General features: G+C 42.1%; 8 protein-coding genes and 7 pseudogenes. 12 read left to right on the top strand and 3 right to left on the bottom strand.

Features of this window, described 5'->3' with window-relative positions:
• Position 1: 1 nt before the first annotated feature.
• Positions 2-265, bottom strand: a pseudogene (locus GQR42_RS30165) (hypothetical protein); the annotation flags it as partial.
• A gap of 127 nt (positions 266-392) precedes the next feature.
• On the opposite strand from GQR42_RS30165, the pseudogene GQR42_RS23115 reads away from it, so the two are divergent.
• Positions 393-1,596, top strand: a pseudogene (locus GQR42_RS23115) (ISAs1 family transposase).
• A gap of 198 nt (positions 1,597-1,794) precedes the next feature.
• Here the strand turns inward: GQR42_RS23115 and GQR42_RS23110 are convergent.
• Positions 1,795-2,055 (bottom strand): annotated as a pseudogene (locus GQR42_RS23110) (helix-turn-helix domain-containing protein); the annotation flags it as partial.
• Between the two features lie 91 nt (positions 2,056-2,146).
• On the opposite strand from GQR42_RS23110, the gene GQR42_RS23105 reads away from it, so the two are divergent.
• From GQR42_RS23105 to GQR42_RS23095, 3 genes and pseudogenes are all read left to right on the top strand, one after another.
• Positions 2,147-4,501 (top strand): glycogen debranching protein, encoded by a 2,355-nt coding sequence (locus GQR42_RS23105; protein WP_158201769.1) that lies wholly within the window; start codon positions 2,147-2,149, stop codon positions 4,499-4,501.
• A gap of 172 nt (positions 4,502-4,673) precedes the next feature.
• On the top strand, positions 4,674-5,324 hold the full coding sequence (locus GQR42_RS23100) for a TVP38/TMEM64 family protein (RefSeq protein WP_158201768.1): 651 nt from the start codon (positions 4,674-4,676) through the stop codon (positions 5,322-5,324).
• A gap of 211 nt (positions 5,325-5,535) precedes the next feature.
• A pseudogene (locus GQR42_RS23095) lies at positions 5,536-6,544 on the top strand (DnaJ C-terminal domain-containing protein).
• Between the two features lie 184 nt (positions 6,545-6,728).
• On the opposite strand, the gene GQR42_RS23090 reads toward GQR42_RS23095, so the two are convergent.
• Positions 6,729-7,076 (bottom strand): hypothetical protein, encoded by a 348-nt coding sequence (locus GQR42_RS23090; RefSeq protein ID WP_158201767.1) that lies wholly within the window; start codon positions 7,074-7,076, stop codon positions 6,729-6,731.
• A 365-nt stretch (positions 7,077-7,441) separates the two neighbouring features.
• Here GQR42_RS23090 and GQR42_RS23085 point away from each other — a divergent pair.
• From GQR42_RS23085 to GQR42_RS23050, 8 genes and pseudogenes are all read left to right on the top strand, one after another.
• Positions 7,442-7,871 (top strand): annotated as a pseudogene (locus GQR42_RS23085) (hypothetical protein).
• Positions 7,872-8,298: 427 nt separating this feature from the next.
• Positions 8,299-9,387 (top strand): annotated as a pseudogene (locus GQR42_RS23080) (NB-ARC domain-containing protein); the annotation flags it as partial.
• A gap of 684 nt (positions 9,388-10,071) precedes the next feature.
• Entirely contained in the window at positions 10,072-10,314 is a 243-nt protein-coding gene (locus GQR42_RS23075; protein ID WP_158201766.1) for a hypothetical protein, read from the top strand.
• A gap of 2 nt (positions 10,315-10,316) precedes the next feature.
• Positions 10,317-10,742 (top strand): type II toxin-antitoxin system VapC family toxin, encoded by a 426-nt coding sequence (locus tag GQR42_RS23070; RefSeq protein WP_002760181.1) that lies wholly within the window; start codon positions 10,317-10,319, stop codon positions 10,740-10,742.
• Between the two features lie 348 nt (positions 10,743-11,090).
• Positions 11,091-11,630, top strand: coding sequence for a DUF3782 domain-containing protein (locus tag GQR42_RS23065; protein ID WP_158201765.1), 540 nt, complete (start codon positions 11,091-11,093; stop codon positions 11,628-11,630).
• A 245-nt stretch (positions 11,631-11,875) separates the two neighbouring features.
• Entirely contained in the window at positions 11,876-12,436 is a 561-nt protein-coding gene (locus GQR42_RS23060) for a DUF3782 domain-containing protein (protein ID WP_158201764.1), read from the top strand.
• Positions 12,437-12,619: 183 nt separating this feature from the next.
• Positions 12,620-12,836, top strand: a pseudogene (locus GQR42_RS23055) (tetratricopeptide repeat protein); the annotation flags it as partial.
• A 230-nt stretch (positions 12,837-13,066) separates the two neighbouring features.
• Positions 13,067-13,330: a hypothetical protein gene (locus GQR42_RS23050; protein ID WP_158201763.1), complete on the top strand. Its 264-nt coding sequence runs from the start codon at positions 13,067-13,069 to the stop codon at positions 13,328-13,330.
• The last annotated feature ends 402 nt before the right edge of the window (positions 13,331-13,732 follow it).

The following is a 13,732-nucleotide window of genomic DNA, read 5'->3' as shown; positions in this document are numbered from 1 at the left end:
ATTATTTTTCAGTTAATTCAGATTCAGTTTTTTTAAGTAAATCTGAGGCAAATCTTTCACTAAATCCCACTAAAAAAGCACAGGAAAATATAAATAAATCCTGACGAGCTTTGTTGGTTATTAAACTAGAAGAATTTTTATCTTGGGTAATCATAAAATCAATTTTAATCAACGTATCTGAGCTAATTAAACTAAAGATAAAAATACCGAAAATTAGACCAATTAATGGTTTAAAGAAACCAATAAAAAAAGGAATGAGGGGGCAGGGTAATCGCACGTCGTTTTGTAGAAAACGTAACAGACAGAGGTGACTGAATGTCATGCCTAGCAGGACGAACTGAGAGGAGTTAATCTGAGAGGAAGCAAAAAGTTACATGGTGTAGCAGTTGAGCATGGCATCCGGTTTTGGTCTCCTAGTTTTAAACCCCAAGCAAGAGCGAGAGGCAAAGGTTTTAAGAAACAGTGTCTTGAAACATTTTCAGCATCTAGAAGACCCGAGGGCGGACAGGGGGCGCAATCATAGCCTAGTCTCGATAATTACCATAGCTATCTTGGCGGTATTAGCTGGTGCCGATGGGTTTGTCGCCATAGAAGCCTACGGACAAGCCAAGCAATCTTGGTTGGAAACATTTTTAGACCTACCGAATGGCATACCTTCCCACGATACCTTTGGCAGAGTGCTAGGGATGCTAGAACCCAAGCAATTAGAGTCAGGATTCCTCGCGGGTGATAGAGGAAATCACCGAGAAATTGAACATAGAACTAATCCACATAGATGGGAAAACGGCCAGAAATTCTTATGACCGGGAGGAAAATCTGAAAGCTTTGCACACCGTCAGTGCTTGGAGTAGCGAACATGGGTTAGTCTTAGCCCAAGAAAAAGTGGACAGTAAATCCAATGAAATTACCGCCGTGCCGCACCTGCTGCAATTGCTCAATCTCAAGGGAGCGATAGTCACCTTGGATGCCATGGGAACCCAGACTGAAATTGCCCAACAAATCAAGTCTGGGGCTGGAGATGACGTCTTAGCCCTCAAAGGCAATCAGGGCAAGCTCTTTCAACAAGTAGAAGGCTGGTTTGACCAAGCTATAGCCGGGGATTGGCAAGGGATTGAATACAGCTACCACGAAAAGGTGGAGTCGGGGCATCACCGGCTCGAAACCCGTCAAATTTGGGTAGTGCCAGTGTCTCAATTACCGCCCCTGCATCGGCAGAGTCTCTGGCCTGGCCTAACCACCCTAGTCATGGTTCGCAGTGTCCGCCAATTATGGAATAAAACTACGACAGAAATTCGCTTCTTCATCAGTAGTTTAGCAGCCGATGCCCAAAAACAGGCCGAGGTGATTCGCAGGCATTGGAGTATCGAAAATAGTCTCCATTGGGTACTCGATGTTACCTTTAATGAAGATGCCAGTCGGATTCGTCTAGGCTATGGAGCGGAAAACCTAGGTCTGTTGCGCCGTTTAAGTGTGAATCTGTTAAAGCGAGAACCCTCAAAAATGAGCCTAAAGATGAAACGGTATAAGGCAGGCATGAACAATGATTTCATGGTGAAAATCTTAGCCGCCAGTGCCGTTGACAGAGAGGGGAGGTAGATGTTAATCTTGTAGTTGATCAGGAGTTTTGGGAATTTAAGGAACTGAGTAGATAAGCTCAGTTCGGGGTTTGTTAGGCCATAATGACTGGCAAAACCAGAGATTCGGTCGCCTTGTGCAGGTCAAAGCCTGAGTTGCCCATCGAATTTTAGACCTAACTCCTCGGAATTTGAGAACTCTATCAACATGCGATTACCCTGCTGTTTGTAGGTGTCTTAACCCTTGTTGTAAAGGTACACAGCTTACTTCATTGAGAAAGTCTAATTCTTCTTGCTTTTTCCAATCGGTCAACATTGAAGAAGTTTGAGCGTAGCCTACTCTTTCTTGTCTTTCGTACCATGCTTGTGTTCTGAGATGGAGAGCTTTATTGTAAACCAATCTTACACAGCCCAAAGTGCGCCGCAATAGCGACTCTTGTTCTGGTGTTGGGTAAAATCGAAACCAATAGGCTTTTTCCATGTCTCACATTTTAGCATATATTTGGTAAATGCGCTAGTATTTAACTGTAAAGCCGTCGTTCTACGACGGGGTTTCAGACCCAAAATTTTCGATGAAATCGGAGAGTGAGATCGGTCAAAATCATCCCCAATCTGGTGATTATGCCCCCCTAGATAGCCATCTTTGGGCCGATGCCACCTATCCCCTCGGAGCGCATTATCAAGGCGATAGTGTCACCTTTGCTGTCTATTCTAAAAATGCCAGTCAGATTCTTCTGGAAATCTACGATCGCCCGACGGGAGAAAACGCTAAGTATGATTACTGGTTGACAAAAAAACCAAATGATGATATATGGCGGGCAAAAATCGCCGGTATTCCCCACGGCAGTTACTACGCTTTTCGCTGTTGGGGTCCCAATTGGCAATTTGATCAAAAATGGCAAAGAGGCCACAGTAACGCCGGTTTTCAGGCAGATGTGGACGATTTCGGCCATCGTTTTAACCCCAATAAAGTCCTCTTCGATCCCTACACGCGAGAACTTTCCCACGACCTTGAAACCCCGGCCATGATCGCGGCCGGAGAAAATGCTGGAATGTATGCCACGGGAGAAGGGGACTACAAAGGAGTGATCCAGCGCGAATACGATACGGGCAAATGGTCGCCCAAAGGCATTGTTATCGCGCCGGATGGGACTTCTACCGGGATTCGTCCCCGTCTGGGTGCCGAAAAAGCGATCATTTATGAGGCCCATGTGCGCGGTTTAAGCAATCACCCCTCCGCTAGTCGTTTAGAAGATATCCTCAAGGGAATTACCGGTTTTGAGGAAGTGGCCAACGTTCCTGACCAGTACAGAGGAACTTATGCGGGAGCCGGCTATATGGCCAAATACCTGAAAGCACTAGGATTTACCACGATCGAACTCTTACCTGTCCAAGAAACCGCTAACGATAATAACCCCGACGATCGCCCTGGCGGTAATTATTGGGGTTACATGACCTTTGGTTATTTCGCCCCCGATCGCCGTTATGCTTATGATCGCTCCCCCGGTGGACCGACCAGAGAATTTAAAGCCATGGTCAAAGCTTTTCACGACCAAGGTATGGAAGTTTATCTCGATGTGGTCTATAATCACACCGGAGAAGGGGGCAATTGCGGCAGCAACGATGTCACCCGATTTGTTAGTTTTGGTGGTTTTGATGTGGTGGAATACTATCAACTCACCGATGAACATTATCTAGTCGATGGGGCCACCGGCTGCGGAAATCAATTAAACTTTTCCCATACTGTCACCTGTAATCTTGTCCTCGATTCCCTCACCTATTGGTTGGAAGAAATGGGAGTCGATGGTTTTCGTTTTGATCTGGCCACCGTCTTTGGCCGAGAAGATGGCGGCCAACAAAAACAATTCTTTCCTAAACATCCTTTGTTAGAAAAGATCGAGAAATTAGGCAATAAATACGATGCCGAAATGATCGCCGAAGCTTGGGATAGCTGGGGTTACGAAGTGGGGAATTTCCCAACGGGTTGGGGAGAATGGAATGGCCGTTATCGCGATGCAATCCGGCGTTTTTTCAAGGGAGATAGTAATACTTTTCAATTCATCGAACAGGTGAACGGAGATTATCACAATTTTAACGACCAAGGCGGACCACAAAAATCGCTCGATTTTATTGTTGCCCACGATGGTTTTACCCTGATGGATTTGGTCAGTTATAACAATAAAAATAACCTCACTCCCTGGCCCTTTGGTCCTGCCGATGGCGGCAATAATAATAACGATTCTTGGGATTCTGGGGGTAATCAGGCCTTACGTCGCCAAAGATTACGCAACTTTTGGACGATTCAATTTTTATCTCGCGGTGTTCCCATGACTGTCTGGGGCGATGAATTTGGCCGCACTCAAAATGGTAATAATAATCCCTACAATATTGATAGTGTGGCCACTTGGAATAATTATGATATGATTGCCACCCGTTCACCCCATCTACTGCCCACGGGTTATCGGCAAGGTTATCATAATAATTTTGGCACGGGAACTAATCAAGAAGAACGCAATCCTTTATTTATTTTTGCCGCTTATATTGCTCACTTAAGACAGAATCATATAGCACTCAAACAGCGCCGCTACGGTGACATGGTTCTCGATGCGGGCAATGATGTCACCTATTTATTTAAAAAAAACGATGGTGTTAGCGATTTAACTGCTGATGATCGCTGTATTTGGTTTTTAATTGATGGTAGTGCCGTCGGTGATCACGATTTTTTGCTGTTAATTAATATGTATTATCTGCCAGTGGATTTTCGTCTTCCCTCCCCATCCAATAATTATCGTTGGGTGAGAATTATTGACACGGCAGCTTGGGCCGAAACCGATTATAATTGTTGGTCTGTGGATCAAGGGACAGTAGTTGCCGATAGCTATAAAGTCAATGGTTTTTCGATCGTGGTTCTCGAGGAGGTTAACTAAACTACCCACAGCGATATCGGGGGTAATTTGGGAACAGATAGGGCAGCTCACTGGTATTGAGATCGAGATCGATCCTCAGCCGATTTCTGCTATATTTTTGGCAACGGGGAAATATAAACCCCGGCTGCATCTTATGTTTTGCAACCCGCACTTAGCCCAAAATTGCCGTTAAATGTCTAAAACTAAAAGTAGTGTTATTATCCTAACCATAATTTGTCTTATCGCCACGGCGATCGGAGTTTATCTGATCGGTGGTATCGACTCCCAACAATTACAGATATGGTTAAAACAAATGGGAATTATGGCCCCCATTTTGTATATTATTCTCTATACGATCGGGACAATTTTAATTCTGCCTTCTACCCCCTTAAACCTCAGTGGTGGGGCTATCTTTGGGGTGGTTATGGGAACAGTTTGGACAACGATCGCCGCTTTGGTGGCCGCTATAGTTGCCTTTGCTTTTACCCGTACTATCGGCCGGGAATATACCGCCAAAAAATTTCAGGGAAAATGGCAAGCGATCGATGCAGAAATGCAGCAAGGAGGACTATTTTATATGTTTGCTATCCGTCTATTACCGATTATTCCCTACGGTATCGTTAACTTTGTTGCGGGATTAACTTCTATCCGTTTTCGCGATTATTTCATCGGGACTTTATTAGGCACTGTCCCCGGAATTTTACCCTTTGTCATGATGGGTGCGGGTTTAAAATCTTTAGGAAAAGGCGATATATTGCCCCTGATGGTGGCTTTTACCCTCATTGCTCTGTTAGTAGGTGTGGGAACTTGGTATCGTCGTCGTCGGCAATTTCCCTTTCAGTGATCAGTTATCAGTTATCAGTTATCAGTTATCAGATTGGAGTTTTCAGTAGATAGTGTTAAGTGAAAACTTCGGCACTTTATTTTCACTGATCACCGGTTACTGGTTACTGTTCACTGATCACCGATCACTGATTCAAGCCTGACAACGATAAAATTAAGTTAGATTAGGAATATCCCGACTGAATGCTCATTGCTAAGGAGATAGCGTATCGATGCCTGCCGCAGATTATAAAGATTATTATGCCGTTCTGGGAGTAGGTAAAACTGCCAGCGCTGAAGAAATTAAAAAAGCTTTTCGCAAATTAGCCGTCAAATATCACCCCGATCGCAATCCTAACAATAAAAGCGCCGAAGAACGTTTTAAAGAAATTAGTGAAGCTTACGAAGTCCTCTCCGATAGCGAAAAACGCCAAAAATACGATCAATTTGGACAATATTGGCAACAGGCCGGGCGATCGAATTGGCCGGGTGGCAATGGGGGGGGTTGACTTTGGTTCGGACGGTTTTGACTTTAGCCAGTACAGCACCTTTGATGATTTTATCAATGAACTGCTCGGTCGCATGGGTCGCCCCGGCGGTACTCGCCCCCGTTCCCATTCCTACGGTACTCCGGGGGGAGGATTTGGCGATTTTAGCAATTTTAACGACTTTGCTGGCGCTCGTACTGCACCACAAGCTGTCACTTCTGGTATCTCCACCGCTAAACTGCGTCTGAGTTTTGCGGAAGCTTTACGAGGAGTACAAAAACGGGTTAATTTAGCCGGAGAAATGATCGATATCAAAATCCCCCCAGGAACCAAAACTGGTAATCGTCTCCGGGTACGGGGTAAAGGACTAATCGATCCCTTGAGTAAACAACGAGGAGATCTATTTCTCGATGTGGAATTAGAACCCCATCCTTTCTTTGCTTTTGAAGGCGATAATTTAACCTGTGAAGTCCCGATTACTCCCGATGAGGCGGTTTTAGGCACAGCGATCGAAGTTCCTACCCCCGATGGCATGGTGACGGTAAAAGTTCCCGCTGGTATTCGTTCCGGTCAATCCCTGCGCTTACGCGGCAAAGGTTGGATCGATAATAAAGGACAACGCGGCGATCAATTAGTCAAAATTGTCATCGATACTCCCAAAGAATTAACGGCGATCGAACGGGAATTATACGAGAAAATTAAATCTCAGCGTACCACCGATCCCCGTCGTCATCTCAGACAGGTGCAAATTTAGTCCCTATATCTTAATAGTGAGGTACGAAGTCTTCGTTTTGGGGAGTCAGGAGACAGGCTCAGATTAGCCTATACTTCATCTTTATGAGAAACGCTATATGAGTTATCAGTGGTTAGTTATTGGTCACTGTTTACTGTTTACTGATCACTGATCACTGTTTACTGTCTCTGGAGTTTATCCTTGGCTAGAATTTAACCTTACTAGCCAACCAATTAGTGATTAATTTGGGGCTATTTTTTTTCACCCAATAGAGAGCATAAATTCTGAATATAGGCTTAGAAAAACGAGCGATCGCTTTCATAATAAAATTTAAGTTACGACGAGGAAACTTTTTATTAATTAAATTTAACGAACCCACATCGTAAAGACAGTCGATGATAATTCTAAAAGTCGTTTCCTCTCTTTGGAATAAACTATCTATTAACAATAGCACTTCCTGAATCCGTTGCTGTTTAAGAAGCTGTTCCTCTTCGGAAACAGCCGAGGGAATCTGCTGCTGCTTAGATAATTTACTATCCGATGGGGTTAACATGATATGGTCGCCGAAAAATTAACTTGTTTTGATTTTATCCCTATTTGCCGATTTTGCAAGACCAAACCCCCCATCTATCCCCATTTTTACGATAACACGGATCATTACTGGTCTTTCCTCTCCCATGCCGTCTTGACTGTGATTGCTGTGATTGTGTCATGGACTGTGATTGAAGTGATCACTGTTTACTGATTAAGGAAAATAGGGCAGAATAAAATTATGAAAGCTAAAATGAGGACTAAATCATAAATGATCCCTTAACCACAAGTTAACCACTGAAGCAATCTCTAAAATCCCTATATTGTGGGAAAAAATCAAAGCCCGATAATATAATAAAGTCAACCCTCATCACCCCGATTTTATCTATGGACCCTCTCACAGGAGCAGCGCTCGCAGTTAATTATCGCTACTAAAGCGTTAGAGAAAACAGGTGAAAAAGTGGCAGAAAAGGTTTGGGAACAAACAGAAAAATTTCTTACTTCCCTGAAACAAGTTTCTCCCGATACTGTCACCGCAATTGAAAAAGCACCCGAACAACCTTTAGATTATGGACAGGCAATTCTGGAGGTGGAATCTGTTGCTAAAACCAGTCCCGAATTAAGCCAAATTATGACCGAGTTGGTTGACATTGTAGAAGCCGAACCTTTACCTAATTTAAAGGATATTCTTAACGATATTGCTAAGGCTTTGCAATCTCAATCCTCTGGACAAAAAACCTATATCAAAACCATTGAAAAAATTGTTAATTTTTCTCAAAGGGACATTAATATCAATGAACAAAATATCACAATGTAATGTCTTGGGTGCGTGCAATGCACCCCGACGGAACGGAAAAAAATGTGATTGTAGGGGCGAATTGCGTTCGCCCTTCCCCTTTTAATATAATATCTTGGGCGCGTGCAACGCACCCCTACGGAACGGAAAAAAATGTGATTGTAGGGGCGAATCGCGTTCGCCCTTCCCCTTTTGATGTGTTAATATTTTATAAGTAAATATTTTTTTATCACAGCATTATGTTACCAATATGGATCAAAAAATAGCCAATTATGGTCAAGGCGATATCAATATTGACAATCAAAATATTTATAATTATCCGCCTAGCCAAGAGCCTCCTCAACCCAATCCTCACAATTTATCTAATAGTAATATCCCTAAATTTGTTGGTAGGGATAAGGAATTAATTGACTTAAAAACTCAATTACAACAATCTCAAAAGCTTGCTATATCTACCTTAACAGGAATGGGAGGCATAGGTAAAACCGAATTAGCCAGACAATTTGGTTGGCAACAATGGCGGGAAAAAGCCTATCCAGGGGGTATATGTTGGTTAAATGTGGCAACTCGTCAATCCGTTGATATTGGTACTGATATTTTAGATTTTGCGCGAGTACATCTGAAATTAACTTTACCAGATGAGGGAGAATTAGACATAAAAATTCGTTATTGTTGGCAAAACTGGTTAGCGGGAAATGTCTTAATTATTTTTGATGATGTGCGAGATTATCAGCAAATTAGGGATTATTTACCACCGCAAGAGGAGAAACGCTTTCAGGTTTTAATTACCACTCGCAAGGAATATTTATCAGCGACAATTGCGACTTTTCGGGTAGAAGTCTTAAAAGAAGAAGATGCACTTGATTTATTGCGTTCCTACCTCGGAGATAACAGAATTGACACACAAATTGAGGAAGCTAAATTATTGTGTCAGGATTTGGGTTATTTACCCTTAGGGTTAGAATTGGTGGCAAGGTTGCTGGTACGACGACAGGATTGGAAAATTAGCAAAATACGGCAGAAATTAGCAGAAAACGGCTTAGAGGAGCCAAGTTTAGACAAAAATCCCAAGTTTCATGGGGAAATGACTGCGGAAAGAGGGTTGAAAGCTGCCTTTAATCTCAGTTGGGAGGAGTTGAATAGCGAACCAAATGCCCAAATTTTGGCACTTTACCTCAGTTTATTCGCTCTTGCGCCCTTTCCCAAGGGGATGATTCTGGATTTATTTCCCGATGAGGATGGGGATACAGTGGAGGAATGGTTAACCGATAGTTTAGTCCATCTGAGTTTAGTTCAGGATAAGGGTGAGGGTTGCTATGAAATTCATCCCCTGTTGCGTCGCTATTTTCGGGATAAGTTAGAAGCATCACCCCACGCAGAACCAGCAAAACGCCGTTATTGTGCGATTATGGCCAAAAAATCGGCAGAAATGCCACAGGATACGACTGTAGAAATCGTTGAAGAATTTAAACCTTTCCTTCTCCATCTGCAAGCATCTGTCGGGGAATATCCGCAATATATCGCTGACGAGGATTTATTTCTGTGATAAGTAAAACCTAGGGTGCGGAATGTGGGTTCAAGCTAACAATCCCTCGTAACCCACCACCATCGACAGTGATTGGAATGATTGAATGATGGACTGTGATTAGGAACCTAGTTAAGAGTGGATTAGAGATGAAGATTGATTGAATGAACCAATCATAGTCAATCCAATAATCACATCAATCATAGTTAAGACCATTGGAAAAGAGGGTCTGCATACGCACGGATTTTCCATTATGAATATAATATCATGTCAAGCCGCCTTTGTCAAGAGAAAATTTTTTCAAATCAGGATTTAGTAAAACGTAGTAACGCAGCACCATCGACAGTGGTTGATGTAATCATCTGATGGACTGTGATTAGGAACCTAGTTAAGAGTGGATTAGAGATGAAGATTGATTGAATGAACCAATCATAGTCAATCCAATAATCACATCAATCATAGTTAAGACCATTGGAAAAGAGGGTCTGCATACGCACGGATTTTCCATTATGAATATAATATCATGTCAAGCCGCCTTTGTCAAGAGAAAATTTTTTCAAATCAGGATTTAGTAAAACGTAGTAACCCACGACCTATCATCGACTGTGGTTGTAATGATTGTGTGATGGACTATAATTGAATTAATGACTGATAACTGATATAGGCTATATTTGAAGAACTTACAAAGGTAAAATTATGACTATTAAAGAACAACTAATTCATGAAATTGAAACAGTATCCGATGAGGTAATAGAAGAAGTTTTTGACTTTTTATTATTAGCCAAAATCAAACATCATCGATCGCAAGAACAATCTAAACCTTTCGCACAATTTATAGAAGAACTCACTGCTGATATTCCTCAAGAAGTTTTAGATACCTTACCAACTGATAGTGCAGAACAACATGATCATTATATTTACGGTACTCCTAAACATTAACCATGAAGCAAATTTTTGCCGACACCTTTTATTGGATCGCTTTACTCAACCCCAAAGATGACTGGCATCAAATCGCGCTTAATTATGCTCATAATTGTATCAATGATCAGCTAATAACAACAGATGGCATTATTGATGAGATACTGAACTATGCTTCATCTAGAGGAACCATTATGAGACAGAAAGCACTCTTGATGTGTACGCAAATGCTACGGGAAAAAACAATAAAAGTTATTTCCTATACACCAGAATTACGTCAATTAGGTTTTGAATTATATAAACAACGGTCAGACAAAGGTTATAGCATTACAGACTGCATATCAATGGTAATTATGCAACAAATGGATATTTTTGAAGTGCTTACCCATGACAAGCACTTTACCCAAGAAGGTTTTATTATTCTTTTTCAAAAAATAGAACTACTATAAAATGGAGTCAACGACTATTAGGAAAAATCACTCTACTATTGTTCAAATTCGGAAAAGTTTACAAATGATGCGACAACATCAACAATCATCGTCTTAACTGTGATTGATGGGATTATGGGATGGACTATGATTGATTATTGATGAAGACTTGCTAAATACAGCACAATCATAGTATTCATTCAATGATTTAAATCACAGTTTAGACTTATTATGGGATTGCCGTAGGCGCTTCTCATCCATGCCCCTTAGATTACTAGATTTTGTCCCCCCCTGAACGGTTACTTCAAGGGAGAAAAAGCGATCGGGCTATAATAGAGAAAATTTCACTTTAACTTGAGAAAATTCATTATGACAGCCACTATTGAAGACATTCGGGCAATACTAAAGGAATTAGCTCAATCCCAACAAGAGTTATCCCAAGCTCAAAAAGAAACGGATAAACAAATTAACAGGGTTAGTCAGCAGATTGGGAAGTTGGGTAATCGTTTAGGAGAGTTTGTCGAGTGGCAAGTGCGTCCTGCGGTGGTGCGTCTGTTTCAGGAGCGGGGTATTGATGTCCATGAGTTTCACCCTGGCATTTCGGTAAAACGGGATAATGAGGGTTTAGAGATTGATCTATTGGTAGTGAATGATACGGATGCCATTTTAGTGGAGGTCAAAAGTAAGTTAACTCAAAGGGATGTGGATGAGCATTTACAACGTTTGGCTAAGTTTAAGCGGTTAATGCCTCGTTTTCGAGACGTAAAGGCCTTGGGAGCGGTGGCAGCGATGATTGTTCCCGATGAGGTGGCGAGTTACGCTTGTCGTCAGGGTTTATTTGTGTTGGTGCAGTCAGGGGAAAATGTAATAATTTTAAACGATGCGGAGTTTACGCCCCAGGTTTGGTAGGTTTAGCTTTTTCTCGAAATCTTCTAGGTTCTGTGTGATCAGTTTAACTTACAGAGGATCGATCTTTGTGTCCTCTGTGTCTGGTGTGGTTTCTTCCACTCCCGCGCCAGCAGGACTGTATCTTAGAATACATTTTACCCACCAAACCCAAGAGAGCCGATTCCACTCCTGCCAATAATCAACGCTAAAATTATACTAAATCCCTTGAGTACAGGCTACATCACTTTAACTTGAGAAAATTCATTATGACAGCCACTATTGAAGACATTCGGGCAATACTAAAGCAATTAGCTCAATCCCAACAAGAGTTATCCCAATCCCAACAAGAGTTATCCCAAGCTCAAAAAGAAACGGATAAACAAATTAACAGGGTTAGTCAGCAGATTGGGAAGTTGGGTAATCGTTTAGGAGAGTTTGTCGAGTGGCAAGTGCGTCCTGCGGTGGTGCGTCTGTTTCAGGAGCGGGGTATTGATGTCCATGAGTTTCACCCTGGCATTTCGGTAAAACGGGATAATGAGGGTTTAGAGATTGATCTATTGGTAGTGAATGATACGGATGCCATTTTAGTGGAGGTCAAAAGTAAGTTAACTCAAAGGGATGTGGATGAGCATTTACAACGTTTGGCTAAGTTTAAGCGGTTAATGCCTCGTTTTCGAGACGTAAAGGCCTTGGGAGCGGTGGCAGCGATGATTGTTCCCGATGAGGTGGCGAGTTACGCTTGTCGTCAGGGTTTATTTGTGTTGGTGCAGTCAGGGGAAAATGTAATAATTTTAAACGATGCGGAGTTTACGCCCCAGGTTTGGTAGGTTTAGCTTTTTCTCGAAATCTTCTAGGTTCTGTGTGATCAGTTTAACTTACAGAGGATCGATCTTTGTGTCCTCTGTGTCTGGTGTGGTTTCTTCCACTCCCGCGCCAGCAGGACTGTATCTTAGAATACATTTTACCCACCAAACCCAAGAGAGCCAAAAACCCTAATGTTACAGTAATATGTAGCAACTTTCCTCAACAATTTAGCAGAATTATACTCATCTCAAGGAAGGTACATATAGCGGAAGTCAGAAGTCAGAACCCCTCTATTTACAAGCTTTAGAATTGTATCAACGACTATTAGGGGAAAATCCTCCCTATGTGGCAAGTTCCCTCAACAATTTAGCACTCTTGTACGATTCCCAAGGTAGATACTCAGAAGCAGAACCTCTCTATCTAGGGTTTGCTGAAAAAGTACGGGCGAAGCATTCGGGCAATAACCTATCGGTGAAACCGTAGATTTTCTATCCGAATGCTTCGCCCCTACAGGACGCGGGCTGATGAAGAGGCAAGGTTTTGAAGCACGATTCTCTCAAAATCTGGCACCTGTTTCACGAGAAAAGCCACAAAACCCTTACCTTGCCTACATTTCACATTTATTCAGCCAGCCCTATCTAGAAGCATTAGATTTGAAAAAACAACTCTTGGGAGACAATCATCCCCATACCCAAACCTTTTATCGGAATTATCTGATGATGTTATCCCAATTACCCGAAGCAGAATTAAGACAACGGTTTCCTGAGGAGGTGGTGGAGATGTTGAAACCAAAACCCCCTCATCCCGGAAAACAGCTATTAGGAAGATTGCTACAAGGGGTTCTGATATTGTTAATTCTACCCTTTTATAGCCTCTGGTTAGGCTTGCGGTGGTTACTGAGGAGATTGGGTTTCTAAGGAAACTTCAATGGGGAGTATTTGACTCTTGAAAATAGCGTCTGCATACGCACGGATTTTCCATTATGAATATAATATCATGTCAAGGGGCCTTTGTCAAGAGAAAATTTTTTCAAATCAGGATTTAGTAAAACCTAGTAACGCAGCACCATCGACTGTGGTTGGTGTGATGGACTATGGTTAGGGACCTAGTTAAGAGTTTCTGAAAAGTAAATGCCTAACCCTAGTGGATTAGAGATGAAGATTGATTGAATGAACCAATCATAGTCAATCCAATAATCACATCAATCATAGTTAAGACCGTTGGAAAAGAGGGTCTGCATACGCAAGGATTTTCCATTATGAATATAATATCATGTCAAGTCGCCTTTGTCAAGAGAAAATTTGACAAAATCCAGATTT

The sequence above is a fragment of the Microcystis aeruginosa FD4 genome (assembly GCF_009792235.1).
Taxonomy (GTDB): domain Bacteria; phylum Cyanobacteriota; class Cyanobacteriia; order Cyanobacteriales; family Microcystaceae; genus Microcystis; species Microcystis viridis.
Note: the sequence above shows the minus strand (reverse complement) of the source record. Positions and strands in the feature narration are given on the sequence as shown.